This is a genomic window from Streptomyces sp. NPDC056161 (assembly GCF_042268025.1).
Lineage (GTDB): Bacteria > Actinomycetota > Actinomycetes > Streptomycetales > Streptomycetaceae > Streptomyces.
In genome coordinates this window covers 1-25,787 of the sequence record NZ_JBHJUV010000059.1, presented here as the reverse complement: position 1 = coordinate 25,787, position 25,787 = coordinate 1, and the positions used below count along the sequence as shown (strand labels likewise).

Below are 25,787 nucleotides of genomic sequence, written 5' to 3'. Positions count from 1 at the left end.
CGCCGGTCCGTCCGGAACGGCCCGCTCCGCAGGGACCGCGGGCCTCGCGGAAGTCAGGGCGCGGGGGTCAACTGCGCCTGGACGAGGGGCCCGTAGCTTTCGACGACGGTGTCGATGTCGCTGTCACGCAGGTGCGAACCGCGGGCGATGCCGTACATCACGCCGAGGCCGACGAGCGCGGCGACGGCGAGTTCGGCGCGCAGGCCCGCGTCGGGGCCGGGGAGCCGGCCGGCCAGGCGGGTGGTCACCTGGTCGCGGAAATTCTCCCGCAGCACGGCGCCGTGGTCACCGTGCAGGGGCGCGAAGACGATACGCACCAGTGGGTCGGCGCCGCGGCGGCGCTGGCCCTCCAGGACGTACCGGACCATGTGCGGACCGAGCCGTTCCAGGGGCGCGTCCAGCAGGGCCTCCGCGTCGGCGTCGAAGGACATCACACGGGCGAACAGGGCGTCCTTGCTGCCGAAGTACTTGAGGATCAACGGCGGGCTGACGCCGGCGCGTTCGGCGACGGCCTTCAGGGTGACGTCGGTGTGCGGCTGCCGGGCGAGGAAGTGGCGGGCCGCCCGCAGGATGGCCGCCTTGGTCGCGTCGGCGTCCCGGCGGGCGGACGCGGCGGTACCGGCCGGGGCCGACGCGACGGTACCGGCCGATGCGGCCGGGTCGGGGCCGGTCTGGGCGGATGGATCGATGCCGGGTCGGGAAGCCATGGTGTTCATGCTCCCTCCATCGCCCGCTCCCGTGCGCCGCGGGGGGTGCCGTCGGCTTCCCGGGGGTCGTCCGGGGCTGCGCCCCCGGGAATGGCCAGGGCCGCCGCACAGGCCACCAGCGCGACGGCGCCCGCCATCGCGAAGGCCAGCAGATAGCCGTGCAGCGTGGGCACCGGGACCCCGCCGACCGGGCTGCTGTGGTGCACGAGGACCGCGGCGATGGCCGCGCTGGAGATCGCCTGGCCGATGGTGCGCATCAGGACGTTGACGCCGTTGGCGGACGCGGTCTGCGCGGCCGGCACGGCCCGCAGGATGAGGGTGGGCAGGGCCGAGTAGGCGAGGGTGGTACCGGTGGCGACCACCGTGGCGCCCACGATGATCATCCAGAGGTCCCGGCTGTCCGCGATGCGCACGGCGTAGCCGCAGGCGATGACCGCGGCCCCGAGGGCGAGGGTGATCCGCGGACCGCGGGCCGCCGAGATGCGGGCCGACAGGGGCGAGAACAGCAGCATGGTGATGCCGCCGGGCAGCAGGCACAGCCCGGTGGCGACGATGGACAGGCCGAGACCGTACCCCGTGGCCTCGGGCGCCTGGACCAGTTGGGCGGTCACGAGGGTGTTGGCGTAGAAGGCGAACCCGGTCAGCAGGGCCGCGACGTGGGAGAGGCCGACCCGCGGGCGGCTGACCAGACGCAGGTCGACCAGCGGCCGCTCGGCACGCAGCTGGTGCCACCACCACAGGGCGAGGACGGCCACCGCCGCGAGGAACAGCCCGAGGATCCGCGGGCTGCCCCAGCCCCACTGCCCGCCCTGGGACACGCCCAGCAGCAGGCACATCAGTCCGGCGGCGAGCCCGCACGCGCCGAGCACGTCGAACCGGCCCGGCTCCCGCACGGGCGACTCCTTGATCGCCCACCGGGCGAGCAGCACACCGAGCGCGCCGAGGACGGCGGTCAGCCAGAACATGGTGTGCCAGTCGGCGTACTGCACGACCAGCGCGGCCAGCGGCAGGCCGAGGGCCGCGCCGATGCCGACCGTGGAACTCATCAGGGCGACCGCGGAACCCCGGCGCTCGGTCGGCAGCTCGTCCCGCAGGATGCTGATCGACACCGGGACGACGGAGGCGGCCGCGCCCTGCAGGGCGCGGGCGGTGATGAGCACGGAGATGTCGGAGGACAGGGCGCACATCACGGAGCCCGCGGTCATCAGAGTGAGCGCCCCGATCAGCACCCGGCGCTTTCCGTACATGTCGCCGGCCCGGCCGAGCACCGGGGTGAGCACCGCGCCGGACAGCAGGGTGGCGGTGACCGTCCAGGAGACGGTGCCGGGGGACGCGCCGGTGAGCCGGGGCAGGTCGGGCAGCAACGGCACGACCACGGTCTGCATGACGGCCATCAGGATGCCGCCGAAGGCCAGCACCGGGACGGTCGCCCGGTCCCTCGCGCGCGCCGCTCCGGCGCGGACGCCGGGCGGCTGGGATATCGGGACGGGCTGATCCATCGGTACTCCTGGAAGCAGGGTCGGAGGCTGGTGAACGGCCATTCACCCTACTGGGGTGAATGGCCGTTCACCAAACTGCCGGCCCCTACTGGCGGCCGTCCGACGAGCGCGCGTACAGGGCCTTGGCGGCCCGCGGTCCGAGCCACCGCTTGAGCCTGCGCAGCGCTTCCAGCCGGTCGGCCGCCTTGTCGATGCCGTAGTAGAGCTGCGGCGGGACGTACGGCAGCAGGGGCGAGTGGCGCTGGCCGAGCAGGGCGAACATGCGGTGCGGGGGCAGCCGGATGTAGCGGGGCAGGTTCTCGTACCACTGGGCGCTGTAGCGGGCCGCGCTCTGCACGGCGAGCAGGTCGGCCTTCCGCTGCCGTTCGTAGGCGTCGAGTGCCCGCGGGAGGGTGTCGTGGGCGCGCAGGGCCGCCGCGAGACCCATCGCGTCCTCCAGGGCGAGGGTGGTCCCGGCGCCGACGGAGTAGTGCGTGGTGTGCGCGGCGTCGCCGAGCAGCACGAGGTTGCCGCGGGACCAGGTGCGGTTGGTGAGCGTACGGAAGTTCAGCCACTGTGCGCCGCCGTCGCCGACGGCGCGGCCGATGAGCCGGTGGCCGTCCAGCACCTGGGCGAACAGCGTCTCCAGCAGGGCGAGGCCGTCCGCCTCGGGCAGCCGGTCCAGGCCGAGCCCGGTGAAGGTCTCGGGGGCGCATTCGACGACGCAGGTGCTGCGTTCGCCGCTGTAGCCGTAGCCGTAGCACCAGATCCAGCCGTGCCCGGTCTCGACGAACGCGAAGGTGAAGGCGTCGAAGACCCTGGAGGTGCCGAGCCAGATGTAGTGGTTGCGGCCGGCCCTGGACTCGGTGCCGAAGTGGTCCGCGTGCCGGGCGCGCAACGCGCTGTGCACGCCGTCGGCGGCGACGACGAGGTCGGCCTCGGGCGGCGCGGTGCCGATCGCGCTCTCGAACTCCAGCCGTACGCCGAGGGTGCGGGCGCGGGCGGCGAGGATCTCCAGGAGCCGGTGGCGGCCGATGCCGAAGCCCTGGTCGCCGTGGTGACGGGTGGCGAGGCCGCGCACGTGGGCGACCCCGTCGCTCCAGCGGACCGAGTGCTCCTCGACGGCGCGCGCCGACTCCAGGTCGTGCGCCCCGAGCTGGTCGAGCAGTCCCCGCCAGTAGGTGACGCCCCAGCCGTAGGTCGAGCCCTCGGGGCGGCGTTCATGGACGGTGACGTCGTGCGACGGGTCCTGTCGCTTGAGCAGGATCGCGAGATACAGGCCGGCGGGCCCGCCTCCGACACAGACGACCTTCACGGCACACCCCTGATAGTCATGCAGTCACTCGACGTGATCGATCGGGTACGCAGAGTAGCAGTGCGGGGTGGAGTGGACGGCGGTTCGGCCCGCCGTCGTCCTCAGTCGTGCCGTGGACGTCCGCCTGTGGCCGGGGAGACGCGGCCGATGCCCTGCGCCGCGGCACCGCCCAGCGGGGACGGGGCAGGGACGGGGGCGGGCACGGGCGCGGGGACGACGGACCGGGCCGGCCCGGCCAGAAGGAGTCGACGCGGACGGGGCAGGAGCGTCACCCGGACGGGCCCGGGGTGGAACGCCGACGAGCAGGGGGCGGGACGCGGACGGGCACCGGCGCCGCGACGGAGGCGGGCGGTACGACAGGTGACCGGCGTGGCAGCGACGCGCGGGGCCGGCCGTACCGCACCGGTGCCGGGCGGGTGCCGTCCGGGAGTCCGGTCAGACGTCCGCGGTACGGCACTCCGGATGGCCCCAGCCCTGGGCGTTCTTGGCGATGGTCTCGCCGGCCGCGTAGGCGCGGCCGCACACGCAGCGGCCGGGGAACTTGGCCTTGAGGGTGCGGGACGAGGAACCGCCGGTCGCACGGCGGGCGGGCCCCCGCTTGGAGCCGGAGGACGTCGGGGCGCCGGACGACGGCGGTGGTTCCGGCGAGCCGAGGGCACTGCCCGCGGGCTCCTGGGCGGAGGCGGCCTGGCTGGCCGCGCGGTCGGCGAAGTCGTTCAGCGGGTCGCCGTCGACCTGATGGGCGGGGACGTAGCGGAACTCGACGGAGCGGCCTTCGAGCAGTTCGTCGATGCGGACCACCAGGTCCTGGTTGGCGACGGGCTTGCCGGCGGACGTCCGCCAGCCGTTGCGCTTCCAGCCGGGCAGCCAGGCGGTGACGGCCTTCATCGCGTACTGCGAGTCCATCCGGACCTCCAGCGGCACCCCGGGGTCCGTCGCCACCAGCAGGCGCTCCAGAGCGGTCAGTTCGGCGACGTTGTTGGTGGTCCTGCCGAGCGGGCCGGCCGCCCAGCGGTCCGGTGCCTCCGCCGCGTCGGACACCACCCAGGCCCAGCCGGCCGGGCCGGGGTTTCCTTTCGAAGCCCCGTCGCACGCGGCCACCACACGTTCACCCATGGGCACGATCATGCCATGGCCGTGCAGGCCGTCCGTCCGGGCCCGGTCAGACGTCCTCGGCCCGGGGCATCTCGCCCGCCGTCGTCGTGGTGTCGATCACCGAGAACTGCGCGCCCTGCGGATCGCTGAGCGCCGCGAACCGCCCGAACGGGCTGGTCATCGGGCCGAAGTGGAGGATGCCCCCGAGCCCGGTGGCCTTGGCCACGGCCTCGTCGCAGTCGGCCACCCCGAAGTACACGTTCACGTACGAGGGCACCTCGGGCGGGAAGTCGTCGGTCATCTTCATCCGGCCCAGGACGGGGTCGCCGCCCAGGTCGAACAGCCGGAAGTCGACGGCGTCGTCCGCGACCTGCTTGGCCCGGTATCCGAAGACCGCCGTGAAGAACGCGTCCGTCCGCTCGGGCTCCCTGGTGAAGACCTCGGCCCAGTTGTAGGCGCCGGGGGTTGCGACGGCCTCGAAGCCCTGATGGCTGCCCGGCTGCCACACGCCGAACAGGGCGCCGCCCGGTTCGCGGGCCAGGCACATGGTGCCGAACTCGCCGACCTGCATCGGCTCCATCAGGATCTCGCCGCCGTTGTCCCGGATCCTCGCCGCGGTCGCCGCGGCGTCGGGCGAGGCGAAGTACAGGCACCACTGGGAGGGGCCCTCCTGACCGGAACCGGACGGTACGACGGCCGCCACCGCCCGGCCGCCCGCATAGGCCTGCGCGTAGTTGCCGTGCTCCGCGGACGCCTCGCCGAAGGTCCAGCCGAGGACATCGCCGTAGAAGGTCCTGGCTCCTTCGGCGTCGTCGAACATCGCGTCGGCCCAGCATGGAGTTCCCTCAGGCGGTGCGGCCATGGTCCGGCCCTCCCGTGCGTCGGACTGTCCGGACCCTCACGCTAGCCAGCCCGGCCGCCACCCGCGCGCCGAAGCGGCGGAGCTGGTCGAGACTGGAGGCGGCGGGCGGGTACGGCGGGCTGCGACGGGATGGGGCACGGCATGACGGACTCGACGGCGGCAGGGACCATGCGGGCCTGGTCGGTGACCACTCCGGGACCGGTGGAGGGGGAACCCCTCCGGCTCGTGGAGCGTCCGGTGCCGGTCCCCGGGGACGACGAACTGCTGGTGCGGGTACGCGCCTGCGGGGTGTGCCGGACCGATCTGCACGTCACCGAGGGGGACCTGCCGGTCCACCGGCCCGGCGTGACGCCCGGACACGAGGTGGTCGGCGTGGTCGCCGGGGCGGGCCGGGCCGTCGAGGGCTTCGCCGAGGGCGACCGGGTCGGCGTGGCCTGGCTGCGGCACACCGACGGCACCTGCGCCTACTGCCGGCGGGGCGCGGAGAACCTGTGCCCGCGATCGGAGTACACCGGCTGGGACGCCGACGGCGGATACGCGGAGTACACGACCGTGCCGGCCGCGTTCGCCTACCGGCTGCCGGGCGCCGTGGACGACGCGGCGTCGGCGCCGCTGCTGTGCGCCGGGATCATCGGCTACCGTGCGCTGCGGCGGGCCTCGCTGCCGCCGGGCGGCCGGCTCGGGCTGTACGGCTTCGGGGGCAGCGCCCATCTGTGCGCGCAGGTGGCGCTCGCCGAGGGCGCCCGGGTGCACGTCCTCACCCGTGGCGCCGAGGCCCGGCGGCTCGCCCTGGACCTGGGCGCGGCCTCGGCGCGCGACGCCTACGAGGCGCCGCCCGAGTCCCTGGACGCCGCGGTGCTGTTCGCTCCGGTCGGCGATCTGGTGCCGGTCGCGCTGCGGGCGTTGGACCGGGGCGGTGTGCTGTCGGTCGCGGGCATCCACCTCAGCGACGTGCCGCCGCTGCACTACGAGACCGATCTGTTCTACGAGAAGGAACTGCGCAGCGTCACCTCCAACACCCGCGCGGACGGCCGGGCGTTCCTGGACCTGGCCGCGCGGCACGGTGTCCGTGCGACGACGCACGGCTATCCGCTGTCGCGGGCCCCGCAGGCGCTCAGGGATCTCAAGGCCGGCCGCTTCGACGGCGCGGCGGTACTGATCAACGACCTCTCCTGAGCCCGGCTAACTTCCGTGACATCGGCAGCCTTTGCCGAGGTCGGCGGTCTCCCCGGAGATCAAACGCGGCCTTGTCACCGAGTGCGGAGGCAGCCGGGAGGCGCGCGGCGAGATCACTCGCGCGCCGTGTGCCACAAGCCCTGGGTTTGCGCATCCACGGCCCGAACCCGCCCCTTTCGCGCCATCCCGGGCCGCCACCCCAGCTGTTTGGCTTGACCAAGCACACCGCCACCTCGCACACCACCGACCGATCCGGTCACCCCTGTTCACCCAGCGGGAGGGAAAGTGTCCACACCGGACAGCGCCACCGGCTCCGAGATAGACGGGCCCGCCCAGGCCCTTTCGGCCGGGCGGGAGCTCACCAGCCTCGGCACCCGGGCGGCCCGCCGGCTCGCCACGACCACCAAGTCCGAGCCCCAGATGCAGGCCATCACCTCGCGGTGGCTGTTGAAGAGGCTGCCGTGGGTGGACGTGAAGGGCGGCACCTACCGGGTCAACCGCCGGCTCCAGTTGCGCACCGGGCGCGGACGGGTGCACTTCGAGCAGAACGGCGCCGACGACATCCGGGTGATCCCCGAAACGCTGACCGAACTGCCGGTCCTGCGCGGCTATTCCGACACCGAGGTGCTGCGGGAGCTGGCCGCCCGGTTCGAGACCCGTGCGGTGCGCGCGGGGCAACTGCTGTTCGAGGCCGGGCAGCCGGTCACGGAGGCATATCTGGTCGTCCACGGCCGCTTCACCCGCTTCACCACCGGCAAGTACGGCGAGGAGGAGGTCATCGGGGTCGTCTCGGACGGCGACCAGATGGGTGACGAGGCGGTGGGCCGGCCCGACCCGCTGTGGCTGACCTCGGTGCGGGCGGAGACCGCGGGCGTGGTGCTGACGCTGCCCTGGGCCGTGGTGGAGGAGGTCACCGAGCGGGCGCCGTCCCTCGGGGCGCACCTGCGGGCGTACGTGGAACGGCAGCGCAAACCCGTGAACCGCAAGGGCGAGGCGGACGTCCCCGTGCAGGCAGGCCACGTGGGCGAGCCGACGCTGCCCGGTGGCTTCGTCGACTACGAACTCGCCCCGCGCGAGTACGAGTTGTCGTTGACGCAGACCGTGCTGCGGGTGCACACCAGGGTCGCCGACCTCTACAACGATCCGATGGACCAGACCCGGCAGCAGTTGCGGCTGACCGTCGAGGAGATCCGGGAGCGCCAGGAGTGGGAGCTGGTCAACAACCGGGAGTTCGGCCTGCTGCACAACGTCGACTACGGCCAGCGCATCAGCACCTTCACCGGTCCGCCGACCCCCGACGACCTCGACGAGCTGCTGTCGATGCGCCGCGGGACCAAGTTGCTGCTGGCCCATCCGAAGGCGATCGCGGCGTTCTTCCGGCAGTGCAACCGGCGCGGCCTGGTACCGGGCACCGCGAACGTGGACGGGCACGAGGTCCCCGCCTGGCGCGGGGTCCCCCTCTTCCCGTGCGGCAAGATCCCGGTCGGCCCGGAGCACACCAGCAGCATCATCGCGTTGCGCACCGGTGAGGCCGACCAGGGTGTCGTCGGCCTCTACCAGACCGGCATCCCGGAGGAGTACCAGCCGGGTCTGAACGTCCGCTTCATGGGCATCGACACCGCCGCGATCACCAACTACCTCGTGACCGCGTACTACTCACTGGCCATCCTGGTGCCCGACGCGGCGGGCATCCTCGAAAACGTGCAGATCGGCCGGAGTGCCGAATGACGGCGTGGAGCCTCCCATGACCACATCACCCACCTCCCTCACGCTGCCCGGACCGCCGAACATCGCGCGCACGCTGTCCACCCGCCGCACCGGCGCGATCCCCGGGCTGCGGTACCGGCCGGCCGTGCCCGCCGACCCGGAGAAGGCCGCCGAGGTCGACCGCAGACTGGAGGCATGGGCGCGTGAACTCGATCTGTTCCCCGCCGCCTGGCAGGGCGACTTCACCGGCTTCCAGTTCGGCCGGGCCGTGGCGCTCCAGCATCCGGGGGCGGCCGACCTGGATCGGCTGACCTCCGCGGGCAAGCTGCTGCTCGCGGAGAACGTCGTCGACTCCTGCTACTGCGAGGAGGACGAGGGCCGCGGCGGAGCGCGCACCGGTCTGGGCGGCCGGCTGATCCTGGCCCAGTCCGCGCTCGATCCCTTCCACGGTGTCCCGGAGCTGGAGGAGGAATGGCGCGAGGGCATGCGGGCGGACGGGCCGCTGCGTTCGTACCACTTCGCGCTCAAGGACTTCGCGGACCTCGCCACCCCCAGCCAGACCGACCGGTTCGTGCACGACATCGCCCGGCTGCACCTGGGCTATCTCGCCGAGGCCGCCTGGGCGGAGACCCGGTACGCGCCACGGGTCTGGGAGTACCTGGTGATGCGGCAGTTCAACAACTTCCGTCCGTGTCTGTCGATCGTCGACGCCGTGGACGGCTACGAGCTGCCCGAACCGGTCTACGCCCGCCCGGAGATCCAGCGGATCACCGCGCTGGCCTGCAACGCCACCACGATCGTCAATGACCTGTACTCCTTCACCAAGGAGCTGGCCAGCGACCCCACCCACCTCAATCTGCCCCAGGTCGTCGCCGCGAACGAGCGGTGCGGGCTGAAGGCCGCCTATCTGGAGTCCGTCGAGATCCACAACCGGATCATGACGGCCTTCGAGGAGGAGTCCGCCCTGCTCGCCGCCACATCGCCGCTGGTCGCCCGGTACGCCGAGGGCCTCGCCGCCTGGGTGTCCGGCAACCACGAGTGGCACGCCACCAACTCCCACCGCTACCACCTGCCCGATTACTGGTAACCGCTGCCACAGGCAGTCGCAGGCTTTCCGAACCACTGTCCAGATGCGCCACAAGGAGTCACCGTTGACCACCGCCCCCGTCGCCCGTACCACGACCGCACCGGTGCCGACCCAGTCCACGTACCAGAACCGCGTCGCGGATTACTGGAACGCCGAGGAAAACCCGGTCAACCTCGAACTGGGAAAGATCGACGACCTGTACCACCACCACTACGGCGTGGGTGAGGCCGACTGGACGGTGCTCGACGAGCCCGATCCCGAGCTGCGCCGGGAGCGGATCACCGGCGAACTGCACCGCCTGGAGCATGCCCAGGCCGAGCTGCTGGCCTCCCATCTCGGCCCGCTGACCTCCGCCGACCGTGTCTTCGACGCCGGCTGCGGGCGGGGCGGCGGCAGCGTCGTGGCCAACCTGCGGTACGGCTGCCACGCGGACGGTGTCACGATCTCCGCGAAGCAGGCGGACTTCGCCAACGAGCAGGCCCGCAAGCGGGGCATCGCCGACAAGGTGCGCTACCACCACCGCAACATGCTCGACACCGGCTTCGAGCGGGGCGGCTACGCGGCCTCCTGGAACAACGAGTCGACCATGTACGTCGAGCTGGACCTGCTGTTCGCCGAGCACGCCCGGCTGCTGCGCCGCGGCGGACGCTATGTGGTGGTCACCGGCTGCTACAACGACACGTACGGGCGGGCGTCGCGGGAGGTGTCGCTGATCAACGCGCACTACATCTGCGACATCCACCCGAGGTCGGCGTACTTCCGGGCGATGGCGGCGAACCGGCTGGTGCCGGTGCATGTGCAGGACCTCACCGCGACCACGATCCCCTACTGGGAGCTGCGCAAGCAGGCCGACCATCTGGTCACGGGCGTCGAGGACTCGTTCCTGTCCGCGTACCGCAACGGCAGCTTCCAGTACCTGCTGATCGTGGCCGACCGGGTCTGAGCCCCGGTCCGGTCCGCCAGAGATGAGCCGTGCCCGGTCCACTCCCCCGGCATCCCGCGGCGCCCCGCTCGGGCGAACGCGCAGGCCGTTGTGGACCGGGCACGGGTCGCAGGGGCGGTCATGGGACCGCCGGGGCGCGGCTATTCACCCGCGTGCGCCTTCCGCAGCGCGGCGATGTCGAGTTTGCCCATCGTGTACATGGCCCGGGTGGTGCGGGCCGCCTTCTCCGGGTCGGCGTCGCCGAGCAGGTCGATGAGCCCGTCCGGGAGGACCTGCCAGGAGACGCCGTACTTGTCCTTGAGCCAGCCGCAGGGTCCGGGCGTGCCGCCGTTCTCGGTCAGCCTGGTCCAGTGGTAGTCGACCTCTTCCTGGCCCGCGCAGAGGATCTGGAAGGAGATCGCCTCGGTGAAGGTGAACTGCGGGCCGCCGTTCAGCGCCATGAACTTCTGGCCGTTCGCCGTGAACTCGACGCTGAGCACGGATCCGACCTGGCCCGGGCCCGCCTCGTTGTAGCGGGCGATCCGTCCGAGGCTGGAGTTCTTGAAGATCGAGACGTAGTAGTGGGCGGCTTCCTCGGCCTGCCCGTCGAGCCAGAGGCAGGTGGTGAATCCGTCGGCGGTCATCGGTACCTCCCGAAGGGTGGAGCGTTGTCGCCAGTACCGACCGGCGCACGGCCGGAAACTCATCGCCGGTCGGCGGGAACGGTCCCCCGGGGACGGCCACGGGGCGGCGCTGAGCAGGTCGGGCGAAATCCGGCACGCTCCGCCAGCGCCTGTAAAAGGCCCGTGACCAGCCACGATGCCGCGGCGGACGAACAACGGTGAGCCACCGGCAGACGTGTCGAGCGCTTAGCATCCGCCTCATGACACCTTCGCCCGGCGAGAGCATCCGTCCTTTCCGACTCGCGATCCCGCAGAGCGACCTCGACGATCTGCACGACCGGCTCGACCGCACCCGCTGGCCGGAGGAACTGCCCGGAGCGGGCTGGGCGTACGGGGTGCCGGCGGGGTATCTGCGGGATCTCGTGGGCTACTGGCGCGGCAGCTACGACTGGCGCGCGGCCGAGGCGCGGCTCAACGAGCTGGCGCAGTTCACCACCACCATCGACGGGGCGAACATCCACTTCGCGCACGTCCGCTCCCCGGAGCCGGACGCCACGCCGCTGATCATGACGCATGGCTGGCCGGGTTCACTCGTCGAGTTCCTCGATGTCGTGGGTCCGCTCACCGACCCGGCGGCGCACGGCGGGGATCCGGCCGACGCCTTCCATCTGGTGCTGCCGAGCCTCCCCGGCTTCGGGCTGTCCGGGCCCGCCGAGCAGCCCGGCTGGGAGCCCGGTCGGATCGCGGACGCCTGGGTGGAGCTGATGGACCGGCTCGGCTATCCCCGTTTCGGGGCCCAGGGCGGCGACTGGGGTGCGGCCGTCTCCCGTGAGCTGGGCCGGGCCCACCCCGACCGGGTCATCGGCGTGCACCTCACCCTGTTGCCGGGCGCCCAGGCGACCAGCGAGCCGACGGCCGAGGAACTGGCGGTGCTCGGCCCCGAGGAGCGTGAGCGCACCCTGCGCTCGTGGCGCCGTTGGGGCGAGTGGTCACGGGAGGGCACCGGGTACGGCGTCCTGCAGTCGACCCGGCCGGACACCGTGGCCTACGGGCTGACCGACTCGCCGGTCGGGCAGCTCGCCTGGATCGTGGAGAAGTTCCGGGAGTGGACGGACTCGGCGGAGACTCCCGAGGACGCCGTCGACCGGGACCTGATGCTCACCGATGTGATGCTGTACTGGCTGACCCGAACCGCCGGTTCGTCCGCCCGGATCTACTACGAGCGGGCGCACGCCACCGGCCGCCGTGCCGCACCGGCCGAGCCGTCGACGGCGCCCACCGCTCTCGCCGTGTTCCCCGCGGAACTCCAGTTGCCGCTGCGGCACAAGGCGGAACGCACCGAGAACATCGTGCGGTGGACGGAGTTCGACCGGGGCGGGCACTTCGCCGCGATGGAGGTGCCGGACCTGCTGACCGGTGACGTCCGGGCGTTCTTCCGCCTGCTGCGCGAGAGGGACGCCGGATGACGCGGGCGGGCCGGGTCGCTCAGGCGGCCAGGCACATCCCCCGGGCGGGCGCGGCCGACGGGTTCCGGCCCGCGGCGCGCTGCCCGGTCCGCTCGCCCTGGACCCGGGTCAGCAGTTCGCTGTGCACCCGGGTCAGCAGTTCGCCGAGGCCAAGTCCGAGGGCCTGGGCGGCCGCCGCGAGCACCTCGGAGGAGGCTTCCTTGCGTCCACGCTCGATCTCCGAGAGGTACGGCAGCGAGATCCTGGCCGCGTCGGCGACGTCCTTGAGCGTGCGCTGCTGCGCCCGGCGCTCCCTGCGCAGCACGTCACCGACCAGGTCGCGCCACAGGGGTTCCCTGGGCACCGGTGCCGAAACCGGTGCCGAGGTCTCGGCGCGGCCGGTCTCCCGGCGCAGGGGGATCACTCGGGCGTCGTCGGCTGGTCGGCTGCTCATCCGACCAGCCTAAGGACCCCGGGCGCGCGGGGAAGGGACCGGCGTTGCGCCCTGGGTGGAATCGCGGACCGGAAAAAGCCGGCGGCCATGCCGCGGGACACGTTCGACGAGGACGCCGAGTCGTACGAGCGGGCACGGCCCCGTTGTCCGCGGTCCTCGACGTCCGCACTGGCGGGGCGGGCGGGCATCGGACCCGGCAGCCAGGTGCTGGAGCAGTGCCAGTGCTCTGCCCGTCTCCCTCCGCTGTCGTCCCGGCGGCCCGGCACGGACTGCGGTGCTACGTGCGCGAGTTGATCGGCTCGGCCTACGGAAACAGCGTCACCAGCCGTATCCGCACGAGCCGATCACGACCCGGCGCCGCCCGGAACAGTCCCCGGGATACGGGCCGTCCGGCTGACGGCCCGGTCCGCTGGTCCCCCGGACGCCCGACGAGTGTGCCCGGTGCTCCCCCACGGATCAGCCCTCGCCGCGTGGCTCGTCCGCGAGCCGCACCAACACCTCCCACCGGCCGAACACCCGGTCGGGCAAACCGCCCTGAGGCCCTGTGATGTCGGTCGAAGGTCCACAGGAACGGCGGTGCGCCAGGTTGCCGCCACCGGATTTCCGGCACGAGTCGCCGCACGAGGCGCATGCACCGGCCGACCCCGGGTAGGCGAACCACGAACCAAGCATGGCGCGCCGGCTTGCGGGTACGTGAACCGGCACGCCAGGGCAGGTGGACCGGGGACGCGGCACATGGACCGCGGACCCGGGTCCGGACAACGAACCGTGACTTCGTGGGGAGCAGGCAATGGACACCGCCGGGATCCGGCCGGGAGCAGACGTCGTCGAGAAGACCGCAGAGAACGGAGCAGGCGAGCAGTCGCTGCCGGGAATCGAGGACCCGACGTCGATCGCGCCGCGTGACGCCCGGGAGTTGTCCCGCCAGTTCTTCCAGCGCCTGACGGAACTGGAGGAAGGCACCTCGGAGCACCAGTACGCACGCAACACGCTCATCGAGATGAACATCTCGCTGGTCCGGTTCGCGGCCGGCCGGTTCCGGGGCCGCGGCGACGACATGGAGGACGTCGTCCAGACCGGGGTGATCGGTCTGATCAAGGCGATCGACCGGTTCGAGCTGTCCCGCGAGGTGGAGTTCACCTCGTTCGCCGTGCCGTACATCGTCGGCGAGATCAAGCGGTTCTTCCGCGACACGACCTGGGCGGTGCACGTACCCCGGCGGTTGCAGGAGCTGCGCGTCGAGTTGGCCAAGGCCCGCGAGGAACTGGCCGGCCGGCTGGACCGCGAGCCGACGGTCGCGGAGCTGGCCGCGCTGATGGACATCCCCGAGGACGAGGTGGTCGAGGGCCAGCTTGCCGCCAACGGGTACAACTCCGCGTCGCTCGACGCCGCGCTCACCGGTGACGGCCCGGAGGACGGAGAGGCCGTTCTCGCCGACTTCATCGGTGTCGAGGAGGAGGGGCTGCGGCTCGTCGAGGACTTCCAGTCGCTGGCGCCGCTGATCGGCCATCTCAGCGACCGCGACCGGCAGATCCTTCATCTGCGGTTCGTGGAGGAGGCCACCCAGGCGGAGATCGGTGAGCGGCTCGGCTGCTCGCAGATGCATGTCTCGCGCCTGATCAAACGGGTCATCGCGCGGCTGCGCCGAGGCATGCTGGGTGAACTCGGCTGCGCCTGACGGACGGGGCCGGGCCCGCGCCCGAAGCGGCGCGCACCCGGCTCAGCGGGCGAGGGTGAGGAGGGCGCGTACCCGTTTGCCGACGGGTACGCGCTCGGTGGTCACCTCGGCGGCCAGGGCGTGCACGATCTCCAGGCCGTGCCGCCCGACGCGTTCGGGATCACGCGGGTAGCGCCTGGGCAGGGCCACGCTGCTGTCGTAGACGGACACCGTGACGGCCGCGTCGGTACCCTCCAGCTCCAGGATGTACGGGCCGTCGCTGTGCCGGTCGGCGTTGGTGACCAATTCGCTGACCACCAGCAGCAGTTCCTCGTCGGCGCGGTCGTCGATGGTGGCGCGCCACGCGCTCCTGAGCTGTTGGAGGAAGATCGCGGCGAACGATCGTGCCGCGGCGATGCATCCGGGCTCGCCCGTGTAGTGCGCCGCCCGCCGAAGCGGTTCCACGGGCACATCGAAACCAGTCGGTATCACTGCCCCGTCCAGGTGCTCGAACATCTGTATCTCTCTCGGAGGCCGGTCTGGCCGGTCACTGCTGCACCAGTGCTCGTACCCCGAGGAGGACTCCGCAGTCCCGTCGCGTGTTCGCCGACCGCGCACGGCGGACATCGTGGCGGCGCTCCGGGACATCTGGAGCGTAGCCGGTACGGAGCGGACGGACCCGCCCCACCGGGAAACTGCTGCCGACCGGGGCCCGGACAGGCCGGAAGGCCCGGTCCGGGCGGGTGCGCGGGCGTCGGGCAAGGCCGCGGACGGACCGCTGCGCGGGCGGTCCGTCCGGACGCTGCTTAGCGTGGCAGCGTGAGCGCCGTCACCACCGCCGACCGGGCCGGCCGCCGCCACGGCTGGGTCCAGGCCGTGGCCGCGGTGCTGGCGGCACTGGTCGCCATGCTGGGGGTGGCCGCGCTGGGGCTGTGGGCGGCCGGGGCCGCCCGGCTTCCGGACGGGGCGTTCGCCCGGGTCGTCGTGGCGACCGTGGTGACCGCCGTCGGGGGCAGTGTCGAGCTGTCGGGGAACGCGGGGGTGTTCGCCGAGACCCGGGCGGGCCTCACGGTGGTCCCGCTGTCGGTCACCCTGGTCGGGGTGTTCATGGTGGGCGGGGCGTTCCTGCGTCCGCTGCGCCGCCGGGCACCGGCCGGCGGCGGGGAACTGGCGGGGTGGGCCGCGCGGATCGCGGTGCTGTGGCTGCTCGGGCTGGCCGGCCTGGCCCTGGCCGCCCGTCAGACCTTCGCCGTGGACGTCGGCAGCGGCGTGCTCGGCGGTCTCACCGGCCTGTTCGACTCGGCGCCGACACTCGGGTTCGCCGCGGACGTGCCACGGACGGTGCTGTTCGGTCTGCTGTGGCTCGCCGGTGTGCTGGTGCTGGCGCTGCTGGTGTCGCCCGGGGTGCCGCTGCCGCGCCGGCTGACCCTTTTCCAGGAGTCGGCGCGTCCGGCCGTGCTGGCCGTGGTGGCGCTGCTGCTCGGGTACGTCGTCCTGGGTGTGGTGTCCGCGCTGGTGACAGCGGCCACGCGCGGGCATGTCGCGGACACCTTCGCGGTGCTCCTGCTGGGGCTGCCGAACCTGGCCTGGCCGGCCCTGACCGTCGGTCTCGGCGCGAGCTGGCACGGCCGGGTGGACGGCCCGTTCGGGCTGCCCGTGCCGCACGTCCTGGACGAGGTGCTGCGCACCCCGGACGTCTCCACGCTCAACCTGAGCACGCTCGCCGGGCACGACGGGCGGGCGTGGTGGCTGCTGGTGGCGGCGGTCGTGCTCGTTCCGGCCGCCGCGCTGCTGATGGTGGCGCGGTCACCGGCCGGAGTGCGGGCCTGGCGGCATGCGCTGTGCTTCGCCGGCGCACTCGTCGTGGCGGTGCTCGTGATCTGTCTCGTCGGCCGGATCTCGGCGCACTACGGGCTGTCCCTGCTGGGCATCGGTGATCTGGGCGGCGGGCTGTCCGGGGAACTGCTGCTGCGGCCCGACGTGTGGCCGGCGGTCGGTCTGGCCGCGCTGTGGGGGCTGGTCACCGGGTTCCTCGGCGGGCTGCTGGCGCGGCCCCTGCACCGCCGGGGCGGGGCCGGGCCGGAGCGACGCACGAGGGGACGGTGAGACGAGCCGCCGGTCACGGCCCCGGCGGCGGCGCCTCCCGCGCGCGGCGTCACGGTTAGCCGTCCGGTGCCGCCGTACCGGACGGCGCGTGGCCCGACGGCGGGGTGGCCGGGTGCTCGCGGTCGGTGGCGTAGGTACTCAGCCGCCGGCCGTCGCCGTACAGCCACCGCCCCTGGTCGGCGTCGTACAGCCACATCGACTCCCCGTCGACCACCACCCCGATCCGCAGCCCGCGCGTACGGTCGCCGAAGGACTGCCCGTCCAGGCCACCCGCCATGAGGTCCGCGACGGCCGCCCGGTAGTGGGCGAGGGCGCGTTCGGCGCGGTCCAGCAGCGGCCCTGGATCGGCCGTGTCACCGGGCGGGCCACCGTCGCCGGGCGGGTCGCGGGGTACGGCGACGAGACGGCGGCCGTCCACCCAGGCCATCCAGCCGTTGGCGCAGACGATGTGCGCCCAGTCGCCGTACCACTCGGTGAGCCGTACCGGCAGCAGCGGGTCGAGGGACACCGTGGGCCGGGCGGGGTCGGGTGTCTCCCAGGCGCGGAGCCCGGACGGGGGGACGACGTGGGTGGGCCGGAAACCGGGATTCGTCATCGCGCACCGTCTCCTTCCGCTTCGCCACGGGCCGGTACCGGTGCGGGGGCGCGGACCGGGAGACGGCAGGGCGTGGAGGGCGCCGCCGGCCGGTCCGGGGTCGCGTGGCCCCGCACCTCGCCGTGTGGGCCGTGCCGGTCCGCAGGGCGTGTCCGGGCGCCGCCGGGGGCGGGGGTCGGCCACCAGGCCCTGGCCGGAATTCTACCGATTCACTCATCTGTACGCCCACCCGCGGTGCCGGGGAGCGGACCTCGCCCGTCGGCGGCGGTCGGCGCCGGGACGGAGAGCGGCGTTCAGGCGACGGGCAGGACGAGCGCCGGGACGGTGCGCTGCATGCGCAGGGCGTCGACGGACTCGGCGAGCAGTTCGTACTCCGTGGTGTCGTCGGCGACGGCGATCCGCACCAGCCGGCCGCCGGCCAGCTCGTCCGCGACGCGTTCCTGCTGGACGTCGTCGGCGCACCAGGTGCGGAGCAGTCCGGGCACGTCGGGTATGGTCTCCGCCACGGGGATGAGGGCGCCGGGCGGGACGTTCGGGTCCTCGGGGGTCGGATCGAGGCGTTCGGCGATCCAGGACGCCCGGTCGCGCAGCCACCACAGGGCGAGGGCCAGGGTGGGCGCGCGGTAGGTTCCCAGCGGCACACCGATGCGCTGTCCGCCGCACGTCCCGTACGCCGTGACATGGCACAGGAATTCGTCGTGCACGATCACTCCCCCGTCGCCTTGCTGTCGGGTGCCGGTCGACCCTCGCTCTCCGTGCGGCTCCTGTGCGGTGAAGTGCCCCTGTCGTTCGAGTATCTTCACTACTGAAACACTGTCACCATGTCTTTCCGGCCAGTCTCCTGGCATATTCGCCCGCTCGCGTGGCCGGAATACGCCCTCGCCGTCGTCCCGCCTTCATGACTCGCGAGGTAATCGACCCGTCCCGCGCCGCCGGGCAGGGTGGTCGCACCGGATCGGCACTGCGTCGATGCGGTTCCTGACCGGCGAGGACGACCTCGATGGAGGCTGATTCAGCATGTCCGTGAACACGGAACGTCACCACACCGCCGCCGCCCGCTACTTCGAGGCGTGGAACGCCACCGATCCCGAGGCGCGCGCGAAGGCGGTCGCGGCGGCCTGGGCCGCCGAGGGCGGTTACACCGATCCCCTCGCCGACGTCCGGGGGCACGAGGGGATCGCGACCGTGATCGCGGCGGCCCACGAGCAGTTCCCCGGCTTCGTCTTCCGTCCGCTCGGCGCCGTGGACGGACACCACGACACGGCGCGCTTCTCCTGGGAGCTGGTGAACGAGGCGGACGGCTCGGCCCCGGTGGCGGGCTGCGACGTCATCACCCTGGACGCCGAAGGACGGATCACCCAGGTCCTGGGATTCCTGGACCGGGTACCCGCCGGGGCCTGACGGGCCGCCCGAACCGCCTCCCCGCGCGTGCGGGAGCCGACGACGAGGCCGGCGCGGTACGGGGGGTCCGCGCCGGCCTCGTCATCTGGCCACGGCTGTCTGCCCAGAGCCGTCCTGGGCTGTCCGGAGCTGCGTCCGGAGCTGTCTACGGCTTGATGATCGCGTCGATCCGGGCCAGCTCGTCCGCGTCGAAGTCCAGGTTGCGGGTGGCCGCGACGCTGTCCTCGATCTGCTGCGGGCTGCTCGCGCCGACCAGCGCGGACGTCACCCTGCCACCGCGCAGCACCCAGGCCAGGGCGAGCTGGGCCAGGGTCTGGCCGCGACCCTTGGCGATCTCGTCCAGGGCGCGCAGCTTGCCGACGAGTTCCTCGGTCACCGCGTCCCGGTTCAGGGACTGGCTCTCGCTCGCCGCCCGCGAGCCCTCCGGGATGCCGTGCAGGTAGCGGGCGGTGAGCAGGCCCTGCTCCAGCGGGGAGAAGACGATCGAGCCGACCTGCAACTCGTCCAGGGCGTCCAGCAGGCCCTCGTCCTCGGGGCGGCGGTCGAGCATCGAGTACCGCGGCTGGTGGATGAGCAGGGGGGTGCCCAGCGCGGCCAGGATGCGCGCGGCCTCCCGGGTCTGCTCCGCCGGGTAGTTGGAGATGCCCACGTAGAGGGCCTTGCCCTGCTGCACCGCGGAGTGCAGCGCGCCCATCGTCTCCTCCAGCGGAGTCTCCGGGTCGTAGCGGTGGGAGTAGAAGATGTCGACGTACTCCAGGCCCATCCGCCCGAGGCTCTGGTCGAGCGAGGCGAGCATGTACTTGCGCGAACCCTGCTCGCCGTACGGACCGGGCCACATCAGGTAGCCGGCCTTGGTGGAGATGACGAGTTCGTCACGGTACGCCGCGAAGTCCGTCTTCAGGGCCTCGCCGAGGGCGGACTCGGCGGCACCTCCCGGCGGGCCGTAGTTGTTGGCCAGGTCGAAGTGGGTGACACCGAGGTCGAAGGCCCGGCGCAGGATGGCGCGCTGGGTCTCCGCCGGACGGTCGGGACCGAAGTTCTGCCACAGGCCGAGGGACAGGGCGGGGAGCTTCAGGCCGCTGCGGCCGGTGCGCCGGTAGGGCATGTCGGCGTAACGGTCGGGGTGTGCGGTGTACAACGCGACTCCAGAGGGGTTGGCACACGGTCGGTCCCACTCTTCCCCCGCCGACCGGCAGCGGTCCAACAGGAGAATGAGATGAAATTGAGCGGCTAGGCTTCTCAATCATGGAATTGCGTCACCTTCAGCATTTCGTCGCGGTCGCCGAGGACCAGCACTTCACCCGGGCCGCGGAGCGGCTGATGGTCTCCCAGTCGGGCCTGTCGGCGTCGATCCGGTCGCTGGAGCGCGAACTGCGGGCCCCGCTGTTCGTGCGCACCACCCGCCGGGTGACGCTGACCGAGGCGGGGCGCGCCCTGCTGGCCGAGGCGGAGCGGATCCTCGCGCAGGTACGGGCCGCGCACGAGGCGGTCGCGGCCGTGCAGGGCGTGCTGCGCGGGACGCTGGCGCTGGGCACCGAGCAGTGCATCGCCGGGGTGCACGTGGCCGGGCTGCTGGCCGCCTTCCGGCGACGCCATCCGGACGTGGAGATCCTGCTGCGGCAGACCGGCTCGGGCGCGCTGGCCGAGGAGGTCGCGGCCGGACGGCTCGACCTGGCCTTCGCCTACCGCACCCAGGACGACACGGACCAGTTGCGCTCGGTCGCGCTGACCAGCGAGCCCATGACCGTGCTGTGCCATCCCAGCCACCGGCTGGCCACGGCCGGGGCGGTGCTGGAGCCGGACGACCTCGGCGGCGAGGTCTTCGTCGACTTCCACCCGGACTGGGGCCCGCGGCGCACCACCGACGCCGTCTTCGCCGCGGCCGGCGTCCGCCGTACGGTCGCGCTGGAGGTCAACGACGTGCACAGCCTGCTGGACCTGGTCGACGAGAACCTGGGGATCGCCGTCGTGCCCCGCCACTTCCGGCACAAGCGGCCCTCGCTCGCCGCGCTCCCGCTGAAGGGCGAGGACGGGGCGGAGTACGAGACGATCGCCCTGCTGCCGCCCGAGCGGGCCACGAGCCCGGCGGCCCGTGCGCTGATGACCCTGCTCGAAACAGGGGGCCTGGCACCACCCCAGGACGGGGTTCACCCCTCCTGATTCCGCCCGTCCGCCACCGCAGACTCTTGTCCACTGCCCACGGCGACCACGGCCAGGAGGACGGACCATGGCGGAACACACACGGCGGAGCGTGCTGCGCGGCACGGCGGGGATCGCGGCGGCGGCGGCCCTCACCGGAGCGGCGGGCCACCGTGCGGCGGCGGCACCGGCGCGGCACGCGACAACTCGCCACCACCCTTTCCTGGAGGGCGCGTTCACGCCCGTCAGCGAGGAGCTGACGGCCTTCGACCTCCCGGTCACCGGCCGGATCCCGCGCGAACTGAACGGCCGCTTCCTGCGCAACGGCCCCAATGTGCTGGGCCTGGAGGACCCACGCGTCCACCACTGGATGCTCGGTGAGGGCATGGTGCACGGCGTCCGGCTGCGGGAGGGACGCGCGGAGTGGTACCGCAACCGCTGGGTGCGCTCCTCGCAGGTGGCCAAGAAGCTCGGCGAGCCCTACCCGGGCCCGGTGCCGCCGGACGACTTCCCGTGCAACACGCATGTCATCCCCTACCGCGGCAAGATCCTCGCCCTACAGGAGAGCGGGCCGCTGCCGTACGAACTCGACGGCGAGCTGAACACCGTGGGCACCCATGACTTCCGCGGCACGCTGGACGGCGCGTTCGCGGCCCACACCAAGTACGACGCACACGCCGGTGAGCTGCACGCCATCGCCTACTACCCCACCTGGGACCACGTCCGGCACCTGGTGGTGGACCCGTCGGGCCGGGTCGCGCGGACGACCCGGATCCCGGTGCCGGACGCGCCGATGATGCACGACTTCGCGCTCACCGGGAAGCACGTCGTCGTCTTCGACATCCCGATCACCTTCGACCCGGCGGCGGCCGAGCGCGGCGAGCCGGTGCCGTACGTCTGGAACCGCGACCACCCCGCCCGGGTGGGCGTCCTGCCCCGCACCGGGGGTGCGGCCCGCTGGTTCGAGGTGGACCCGGTCTACTACTCGCACACGCTGAACGCGTACGACGAGGGGTCGTCCGTGGTCGTCGACATGACGACCTATCCCGCGCCGTTCCTGGTCGCCGGGCGCGGCTCGGGCGGGCCCTACGGACCCGGCACCGCCAAGCTCGAACGGTGGAGCATCGACCTGGACAGGGGCCGGGTGCGGCGGCGGACGCTGGACGACCACCCGCAGGAATTCCCGCGCGTGAACGAGGCACTGGTCTCCCGGCGGCACCGTTACGGCTACTCGGCGGCGGCCGCCGAGATGACACTGGCCTACCTCACCCCGGACGGCCCCCCGCCCGACCGTTCCTTCTCCAACGCGCTCATCAAGCACGACCTGCTGCGCGGCACCACCCAGATGCACCGGCTGCCACGGGGCGCGGCGGCGGGCGAGGCGGTGTTCGTGCCACGGGACACGGCCGGCCCGCGGGCGGCGGAGGACGACGGGTACGCGATCGCGTACGTCCACGATCCGGACCGCGGGGCCGCGGACCTGGTGATCCTCGCGGCGCAGGACTTCACCGGCGAACCGGTGGCCCGGATCCACCTGCCGGGTCGGGTGCCGCTGGGCTTCCACGGGAGCTGGATTCCGGACGCGTGACGGCGGGCGATACGCCATGGTGTACCTATGCATGCACGGGACGTCCTCATCGACGGCTACGGCCGCATCCAGGAAGAAGTCCATGCCGTCCTCGACGGGCTCGGCCCGGACGAGTTGCGCGCCCGTCCGGCGCCGGACGCCAACTCGGTCGCCTGGCTGGTCTGGCACCTCACCCGGGTCCAGGACGACCATGTCGCCGACGCCTTCGGCCTCGACCAGGTGTGGCTGGCCCAGGGCTGGGAGAAGCGTTTCGGCCTCGACCTGCCCCGCCACGACACGGGATACGGCCACAGCGCCGCGAAGGTCGCCAAGGTGCGGGTCGCCTCGGCCGACCTGCTGACCGGCTACTACGACGCCGTGCACGAGCAGACCCTGGGGGTGCTCGGCCGACTGCCCGCGGGGGACCTCGAACGTGTCGTGGACGTGCGCTGGGATCCGCCGGTCACTCTCGGGGTGCGGCTGGTCAGCGTCCTGTCCGACGACCTCCAGCACGCCGGGCAGGCCGCGTATGTGCGTGGCCTGGTGCTCGGCGCGGCCGGGTGACCCGGCAGGACCACGGCATCGCGAGGTGAGCCGCCGGCCGGGCGGATCAGGGCCGCGTGCGGTCAGCCGGCCGGCTGGAGCAGGTCCCAGCGGTTGCCGTACAGGTCCTGGAAGACGGCGACGGTGCCGTACGGCTCGTGCCGCGGCTCCTCCAGGAAGGTCACGCCGGCGGCGCGCATGCGGGCATGGTCGCGGGCGAAGTCGTCGGTGTGCAGGAAGAAGCCGACCCGGCCGCCGGTCTGGTCCCCGATCCGGGCTCGCTGGCCCGCGTCGGCGGCACGGGCCAGCAGCAGGCCGGTGCCGGCTCGGTCCGGCCCCGGCGCGACGACGACCCAGCGCCCGCCGTCGGGCCGCGCGGTGTCCTCGACGAGCCGGAAGCCGAGGGCCCGGGTGTAGAAGCCGATCGCCTCGTCGTAGTCGTCGACGACAAGGGTGACCAGGGCGAGGTGTCTCATCGTGGCCTCTCGGTGGAACGTGGTGGCTGGTCGGTGAATGGTGAGTCGGAAGCGGACGCGGCAGCGGCAGCGGAGGCGGAAATCTGGGGGAAGTGGTCGAGCGCAGAGGTTATACGTAAAACTGGGATACGTAAAACCGCACGGCCGCCAGTTGCCCGCGCCGCCCTTCGGCATCGGTGGTCGGCGCGGGGTGGCCGGGAACCGACGATGGGATCCGGAGTCCGGGGTCCGGGGTCCGGGTCAGCGGTTCTCCTCGCCCTGCGCGACTTCCACCCGGTGATGGAAGTCGATCATTCCGGTCCCCACCGCGCCGCAGGAGACGGCCACCCAGGCGACCAGCAGGACGGCGATCCAGGAGACGGACCGGCGCGGGGCGGCGGGAGCGGACAGCAGGGCCTGGACCCGTCGGGGTACGGGGCCGCTCGTCGCGGCGGGGGCGAAGTCCGGGCGGGCGGAGCGGGCGCTCTGTCCGGCGAGGGCGGCCCGGGCGATGGCGCGCGCGGTCAGCCGCCGGTCCCCGACGGCGCCGGCCGCGGCCTCGTCGGCCGCCCGTTCGGCCGCGAGCCGGATGGTCTCGCGCACCGGACGCAGGGCGGGGTGGCAGTGCGCGGCGAGTTCGGCGGCGGCGAGGAAGAAGTGGTGCCCGCCGTCGTTGTGCGCCCGTTCGTGCGCGAACAGCGCCTCGCGCTCGGCCGGGTCCAGGCTGCGCAGCATGGCGGTCGTGACGACGATGCGGTGCGGCCGTCCGGGCAGCGCGTAGGCGTCGGGCCGCGGCGAGTCCACCACGCACAGATCGCCGGCCGCCGGCCCGTGTCCGGCCTCGTCACGTGCCGTCCGGAAGGCGCGCAGTTGGTGCAGCACCGAGCGCACGAGCGTGCCGGCGCCCACGGCGAGCACGCCGACCGAGGTCGCGGCGGCGGGCACGACGACGAGGTCGGAGGCGGTGCGCAGCGGATGGATCAGCTCGCCCAGCGCGGCGAAGGCGGGCAGCTTGAGCAGCCCGGTGACGACGAACGCGCCGAGCGCGGCCAGCGAGCAGCCCGCGAGGACGACCGCCGAGACGGTGATCACCCACAGCGCGGCGGCGGGCGCGAGCCGGTCGAGGGTGCGCCGGGCCAGCGCCGGCATGGCCAGCGGGAGCAGCAGGGGAAGCAGGAGCAGCGCGGTCATCACTCACCGGGTTCGAGCAGGTCGCGCAGGACGCGCTCGTCGTCGGGACTGAGCTGGGCGACGAACCGGGCCAGCACCGTCTCCCGGTCGCTGTCGCGGTCCAGCTCGGTGTGCATGCGGCGGGCGGTGAGGCCCTGCGCGTCCTGGACCGGCACGTAGGCGTAGCCGCGGCCCTGGCGGTGCCGGCCCACGACCCCCTTCTCGTGCAGCCGGGACAGGATCGTCGTCACCGTGGTGCGCGCCAGCTCGGTGCCCAGACTCAGCTGCACCTGGCCGGGGGTCTGCGGCCCGCCGGCGGCCCACAGGGCGGCCATGACGCTCGCTTCGAGCTCGCCGGCCGGCCGGCGTTCGTCCTTCGAGTCGGTCATGGGAACGTCCTTCACCCGTTTCGTCCACGGTCCGTGGACCGTCTACGCGATTGTAGTCGCCTGGGCCGCCGTCGTACGGCCGTGCCCGCACCCCATTATGGGAGGCATCGCCCGGCTGAAAAGGTGCCGCCCACCGGTGACCTCAGGAAACTCTCCCCGGCCCCTGTCCCCGGACGCCGACTCCGGGCCGCGGCCCCCTGTCTCCGGACGCCGACTCAGGGGTCGGCGAGGGCCCGAAGTGTTCGGAGATCGAGTCCTGGCGCATCCGGCTCAGGTTCACGACGTCAAGATGGAGCGTGCGCGGTCACTCGGCGCCCCGAGGTGGAAGGCCGCGCTGCCCGTCAGCCGCGTCGCTCCGAGGCCGATACGGCGGACGGGGAGGTCGCCGAGCGTCCAGGCGCCCGCAGCGTCCGCGGTGATCAATTCGGAAGTCGTCGGCGAAGTCCGACGTACGGCCCGGGAGCGCCCGCCGCGGCGCGGAGGAAGCTCCGGGCGGGGCGGGAACGGGCGGCACCGGGCCCGGCGGGGCGGCTGCCGGCCGAGGCCGCGGTGCGAGTACGTGCCCGCTTCCGCCGGATTTGAGGAGCCGGCCGCCGCAACCGCCGCGGCGGGCGACGGAGTGGCGAGGAGTGCCACGGCCGTCACGGCCGCCGCGGGGAACGCGGCGGCCGTGACGAACGGAATGCGGGCCGTGACGAACGGGAATCGGGCCGTGACGGATGGGCTGTGGGGGTGCGCCCGCGGACGGCTCTTCGCCGGGGATCTCGGGCGGGTGCGGGGCACCGTGCCACGGGTGGGTGTCAGCAGTAGAGGTTGCCGCCGGGGGTGACTCCGAGGATCTGGGTGAAGCGCTGGTAGGCGTCGACGCGGCTTTGGACCTGGGCCGGGTTCTTG

At 72.9% G+C, this 25,787-nt stretch carries 25 protein-coding genes and 2 pseudogenes; 11 read left to right on the top strand and 16 right to left on the bottom strand.

The genetic code is table 11. From position 1 onward, the window contains the following. Positions 1-53 precede the first annotated feature (53 nt). The 5 genes from ACFC09_RS37680 to ACFC09_RS37660 form a co-directional block, all read right to left on the bottom strand. Complete coding sequence (locus ACFC09_RS37680; RefSeq protein ID WP_376536136.1) at positions 54-707, bottom strand: TetR family transcriptional regulator; 654 nt, start codon at positions 705-707, stop codon at positions 54-56. Positions 708-712: 5 nt separating this feature from the next. Continuing rightward, positions 713-2,206 carry an MFS transporter gene (locus ACFC09_RS37675; RefSeq protein WP_376536095.1) on the bottom strand — a complete coding sequence of 498 codons (1,494 nt, stop codon included), beginning with the start codon at positions 2,204-2,206 and terminating at the stop codon, positions 713-715. Positions 2,207-2,291: 85 nt separating this feature from the next. Then, positions 2,292-3,500: an FAD-dependent monooxygenase gene (locus tag ACFC09_RS37670; RefSeq protein ID WP_376536093.1), complete on the bottom strand. Its 1,209-nt coding sequence runs from the start codon at positions 3,498-3,500 to the stop codon at positions 2,292-2,294. Positions 3,501-3,935: 435 nt separating this feature from the next. Next, positions 3,936-4,628, bottom strand: a complete 693-nt coding sequence (locus ACFC09_RS37665; RefSeq protein WP_376536091.1) for a ribonuclease H — start codon at positions 4,626-4,628, stop codon at positions 3,936-3,938. Between the two features lie 34 nt (positions 4,629-4,662). Further along, positions 4,663-5,457 (bottom strand): VOC family protein, encoded by a 795-nt coding sequence (locus tag ACFC09_RS37660; protein WP_376536089.1) that lies wholly within the window; start codon positions 5,455-5,457, stop codon positions 4,663-4,665. Between the two features lie 168 nt (positions 5,458-5,625). Between ACFC09_RS37660 and ACFC09_RS37655 the strand changes: the two genes are divergently transcribed. From ACFC09_RS37655 to ACFC09_RS37640, 4 genes are all read left to right on the top strand, one after another. Next, positions 5,626-6,633: a zinc-binding alcohol dehydrogenase family protein gene (locus ACFC09_RS37655; protein WP_376536134.1), complete on the top strand. Its 1,008-nt coding sequence runs from the start codon at positions 5,626-5,628 to the stop codon at positions 6,631-6,633. A gap of 285 nt (positions 6,634-6,918) precedes the next feature. Beyond that, positions 6,919-8,361 (top strand): family 2B encapsulin nanocompartment shell protein, encoded by a 1,443-nt coding sequence (locus ACFC09_RS37650; RefSeq protein WP_376536087.1) that lies wholly within the window; start codon positions 6,919-6,921, stop codon positions 8,359-8,361. 16 nt (positions 8,362-8,377) lie between these two features. Further along, positions 8,378-9,427: a family 2 encapsulin nanocompartment cargo protein terpene cyclase gene (locus ACFC09_RS37645; RefSeq protein ID WP_376536085.1), complete on the top strand. Its 1,050-nt coding sequence runs from the start codon at positions 8,378-8,380 to the stop codon at positions 9,425-9,427. A 64-nt stretch (positions 9,428-9,491) separates the two neighbouring features. Then, the gene (locus tag ACFC09_RS37640; RefSeq protein WP_376536083.1) at positions 9,492-10,370 is read left to right on the top strand and encodes a geranyl diphosphate 2-C-methyltransferase; all 879 of its coding nucleotides are present in this window, start codon (positions 9,492-9,494) and stop codon (positions 10,368-10,370) included. 140 nt (positions 10,371-10,510) lie between these two features. Here the strand turns inward: ACFC09_RS37640 and ACFC09_RS37635 are convergent, their stop codons facing one another. Continuing rightward, complete coding sequence (locus ACFC09_RS37635) at positions 10,511-10,993, bottom strand: VOC family protein (RefSeq protein ID WP_376536081.1); 483 nt, start codon at positions 10,991-10,993, stop codon at positions 10,511-10,513. Positions 10,994-11,232: 239 nt separating this feature from the next. Here ACFC09_RS37635 and ACFC09_RS37630 point away from each other — a divergent pair, with 239 nt between their 5' ends. Further along, positions 11,233-12,438, top strand: a complete 1,206-nt coding sequence (locus tag ACFC09_RS37630) for an epoxide hydrolase family protein (protein WP_376536079.1) — start codon at positions 11,233-11,235, stop codon at positions 12,436-12,438. 19 nt (positions 12,439-12,457) lie between these two features. On the opposite strand, the gene ACFC09_RS37625 is transcribed toward ACFC09_RS37630, so the two are convergent. Continuing rightward, positions 12,458-12,871, bottom strand: coding sequence for a helix-turn-helix domain-containing protein (locus ACFC09_RS37625; RefSeq protein ID WP_376536077.1), 414 nt, complete (start codon positions 12,869-12,871; stop codon positions 12,458-12,460). A gap of 790 nt (positions 12,872-13,661) precedes the next feature. Here ACFC09_RS37625 and ACFC09_RS37620 point away from each other — a divergent pair. Beyond that, positions 13,662-14,549, top strand: a complete 888-nt coding sequence (locus ACFC09_RS37620; RefSeq protein WP_376536075.1) for an RNA polymerase sigma factor SigF — start codon at positions 13,662-13,664, stop codon at positions 14,547-14,549. 42 nt (positions 14,550-14,591) lie between these two features. Here ACFC09_RS37620 and ACFC09_RS37615 read toward each other — a convergent pair whose 3' ends face one another. Next, positions 14,592-15,044, bottom strand: a complete 453-nt coding sequence (locus tag ACFC09_RS37615; RefSeq protein ID WP_376536073.1) for an ATP-binding protein — start codon at positions 15,042-15,044, stop codon at positions 14,592-14,594. Between the two features lie 303 nt (positions 15,045-15,347). Here ACFC09_RS37615 and ACFC09_RS37610 point away from each other — a divergent pair, with 303 nt between their 5' ends. Beyond that, on the top strand, positions 15,348-16,634 hold the full coding sequence (locus ACFC09_RS37610; protein ID WP_376536071.1) for a streptophobe family protein: 1,287 nt from the start codon (positions 15,348-15,350) through the stop codon (positions 16,632-16,634). Between the two features lie 55 nt (positions 16,635-16,689). Here ACFC09_RS37610 and ACFC09_RS37605 read toward each other — a convergent pair whose 3' ends face one another. Further along, positions 16,690-17,229: a hypothetical protein gene (locus ACFC09_RS37605; protein WP_376536069.1), complete on the bottom strand. Its 540-nt coding sequence runs from the start codon at positions 17,227-17,229 to the stop codon at positions 16,690-16,692. Positions 17,230-17,522: 293 nt separating this feature from the next. Continuing rightward, complete coding sequence (locus ACFC09_RS37600; protein WP_376536067.1) at positions 17,523-17,933, bottom strand: hypothetical protein; 411 nt, start codon at positions 17,931-17,933, stop codon at positions 17,523-17,525. Positions 17,934-18,246: 313 nt separating this feature from the next. On the opposite strand from ACFC09_RS37600, the gene ACFC09_RS37595 reads away from it, so the two are divergent. Continuing rightward, positions 18,247-18,630 (top strand): nuclear transport factor 2 family protein, encoded by a 384-nt coding sequence (locus tag ACFC09_RS37595; RefSeq protein ID WP_376536065.1) that lies wholly within the window; start codon positions 18,247-18,249, stop codon positions 18,628-18,630. A gap of 145 nt (positions 18,631-18,775) precedes the next feature. On the opposite strand, the gene mgrA is transcribed toward ACFC09_RS37595, so the two are convergent. After that, complete coding sequence (gene mgrA / locus ACFC09_RS37590; RefSeq protein WP_376536063.1) at positions 18,776-19,768, bottom strand: L-glyceraldehyde 3-phosphate reductase; 993 nt, start codon at positions 19,766-19,768, stop codon at positions 18,776-18,778. Between the two features lie 107 nt (positions 19,769-19,875). Here mgrA and ACFC09_RS37585 point away from each other — a divergent pair, with 107 nt between their 5' ends. From ACFC09_RS37585 to ACFC09_RS37575, 3 genes are all read left to right on the top strand, one after another. Further along, on the top strand, positions 19,876-20,790 hold the full coding sequence (locus ACFC09_RS37585) for a LysR substrate-binding domain-containing protein (protein ID WP_376536061.1): 915 nt from the start codon (positions 19,876-19,878) through the stop codon (positions 20,788-20,790). 67 nt (positions 20,791-20,857) lie between these two features. Further along, the gene (locus ACFC09_RS37580; protein WP_376536059.1) at positions 20,858-22,357 is read left to right on the top strand and encodes a carotenoid oxygenase family protein; all 1,500 of its coding nucleotides are present in this window, start codon (positions 20,858-20,860) and stop codon (positions 22,355-22,357) included. A 27-nt stretch (positions 22,358-22,384) separates the two neighbouring features. Next, positions 22,385-22,900 carry a DUF664 domain-containing protein gene (locus ACFC09_RS37575; RefSeq protein ID WP_376536057.1) on the top strand — a complete coding sequence of 172 codons (516 nt, stop codon included), beginning with the start codon at positions 22,385-22,387 and terminating at the stop codon, positions 22,898-22,900. Between the two features lie 62 nt (positions 22,901-22,962). Here the strand turns inward: ACFC09_RS37575 and ACFC09_RS37570 are convergent, their stop codons facing one another. The 5 genes and pseudogenes from ACFC09_RS37570 to ACFC09_RS37550 all read right to left on the bottom strand — a co-directional run. Beyond that, complete coding sequence (locus tag ACFC09_RS37570) at positions 22,963-23,355, bottom strand: VOC family protein (RefSeq protein WP_376536055.1); 393 nt, start codon at positions 23,353-23,355, stop codon at positions 22,963-22,965. 240 nt (positions 23,356-23,595) lie between these two features. Continuing rightward, positions 23,596-24,525 (bottom strand): M48 family metalloprotease, encoded by a 930-nt coding sequence (locus tag ACFC09_RS37565; RefSeq protein WP_376536053.1) that lies wholly within the window; start codon positions 24,523-24,525, stop codon positions 23,596-23,598. Next, complete coding sequence (locus tag ACFC09_RS37560; protein ID WP_376536051.1) at positions 24,525-24,893, bottom strand: BlaI/MecI/CopY family transcriptional regulator; 369 nt, start codon at positions 24,891-24,893, stop codon at positions 24,525-24,527. The genes ACFC09_RS37565 and ACFC09_RS37560 overlap by 1 nt, the downstream gene beginning before the upstream one ends. 288 nt (positions 24,894-25,181) lie before the next feature. After that, positions 25,182-25,316 (bottom strand): annotated as a pseudogene (locus tag ACFC09_RS37555) (aldo/keto reductase); the annotation flags it as partial. A gap of 377 nt (positions 25,317-25,693) precedes the next feature. After that, positions 25,694-25,787 (bottom strand): annotated as a pseudogene (locus tag ACFC09_RS37550) (chitinase); the annotation flags it as partial.

Coding starts and splice junctions, on each gene's coding strand:
- ACFC09_RS37680 (WP_376536136.1), bottom strand. CDS start 707: ATGGCTTCCCGACCCGGCATCGATCCATCCGCCCAGACCGGCCCCGAC.
- ACFC09_RS37675 (WP_376536095.1), bottom strand. CDS start 2,206: ATGGATCAGCCCGTCCCGATATCCCAGCCGCCCGGCGTCCGCGCCGGA.
- ACFC09_RS37665 (WP_376536091.1), bottom strand. CDS start 4,628: ATGATCGTGCCCATGGGTGAACGTGTGGTGGCCGCGTGCGACGGGGCT.
- ACFC09_RS37660 (WP_376536089.1), bottom strand. CDS start 5,457: ATGGCCGCACCGCCTGAGGGAACTCCATGCTGGGCCGACGCGATGTTC.
- ACFC09_RS37655 (WP_376536134.1), top strand. CDS start 5,626: ATGCGGGCCTGGTCGGTGACCACTCCGGGACCGGTGGAGGGGGAACCC.
- ACFC09_RS37645 (WP_376536085.1), top strand. CDS start 8,378: ATGACCACATCACCCACCTCCCTCACGCTGCCCGGACCGCCGAACATC.
- ACFC09_RS37635 (WP_376536081.1), bottom strand. CDS start 10,993: ATGACCGCCGACGGATTCACCACCTGCCTCTGGCTCGACGGGCAGGCC.
- ACFC09_RS37630 (WP_376536079.1), top strand. CDS start 11,233: ATGACACCTTCGCCCGGCGAGAGCATCCGTCCTTTCCGACTCGCGATC.
- ACFC09_RS37625 (WP_376536077.1), bottom strand. CDS start 12,871: ATGAGCAGCCGACCAGCCGACGACGCCCGAGTGATCCCCCTGCGCCGG.
- ACFC09_RS37620 (WP_376536075.1), top strand. CDS start 13,662: ATGGACACCGCCGGGATCCGGCCGGGAGCAGACGTCGTCGAGAAGACC.
- ACFC09_RS37615 (WP_376536073.1), bottom strand. CDS start 15,044: ATGTTCGAGCACCTGGACGGGGCAGTGATACCGACTGGTTTCGATGTG.
- ACFC09_RS37605 (WP_376536069.1), bottom strand. CDS start 17,229: ATGACGAATCCCGGTTTCCGGCCCACCCACGTCGTCCCCCCGTCCGGG.
- ACFC09_RS37595 (WP_376536065.1), top strand. CDS start 18,247: ATGTCCGTGAACACGGAACGTCACCACACCGCCGCCGCCCGCTACTTC.
- ACFC09_RS37585 (WP_376536061.1), top strand. CDS start 19,876: ATGGAATTGCGTCACCTTCAGCATTTCGTCGCGGTCGCCGAGGACCAG.
- ACFC09_RS37580 (WP_376536059.1), top strand. CDS start 20,858: ATGGCGGAACACACACGGCGGAGCGTGCTGCGCGGCACGGCGGGGATC.
- ACFC09_RS37575 (WP_376536057.1), top strand. CDS start 22,385: ATGCATGCACGGGACGTCCTCATCGACGGCTACGGCCGCATCCAGGAA.
- ACFC09_RS37570 (WP_376536055.1), bottom strand. CDS start 23,355: ATGAGACACCTCGCCCTGGTCACCCTTGTCGTCGACGACTACGACGAG.
- ACFC09_RS37565 (WP_376536053.1), bottom strand. CDS start 24,525: ATGACCGCGCTGCTCCTGCTTCCCCTGCTGCTCCCGCTGGCCATGCCG.
- ACFC09_RS37560 (WP_376536051.1), bottom strand. CDS start 24,893: ATGACCGACTCGAAGGACGAACGCCGGCCGGCCGGCGAGCTCGAAGCG.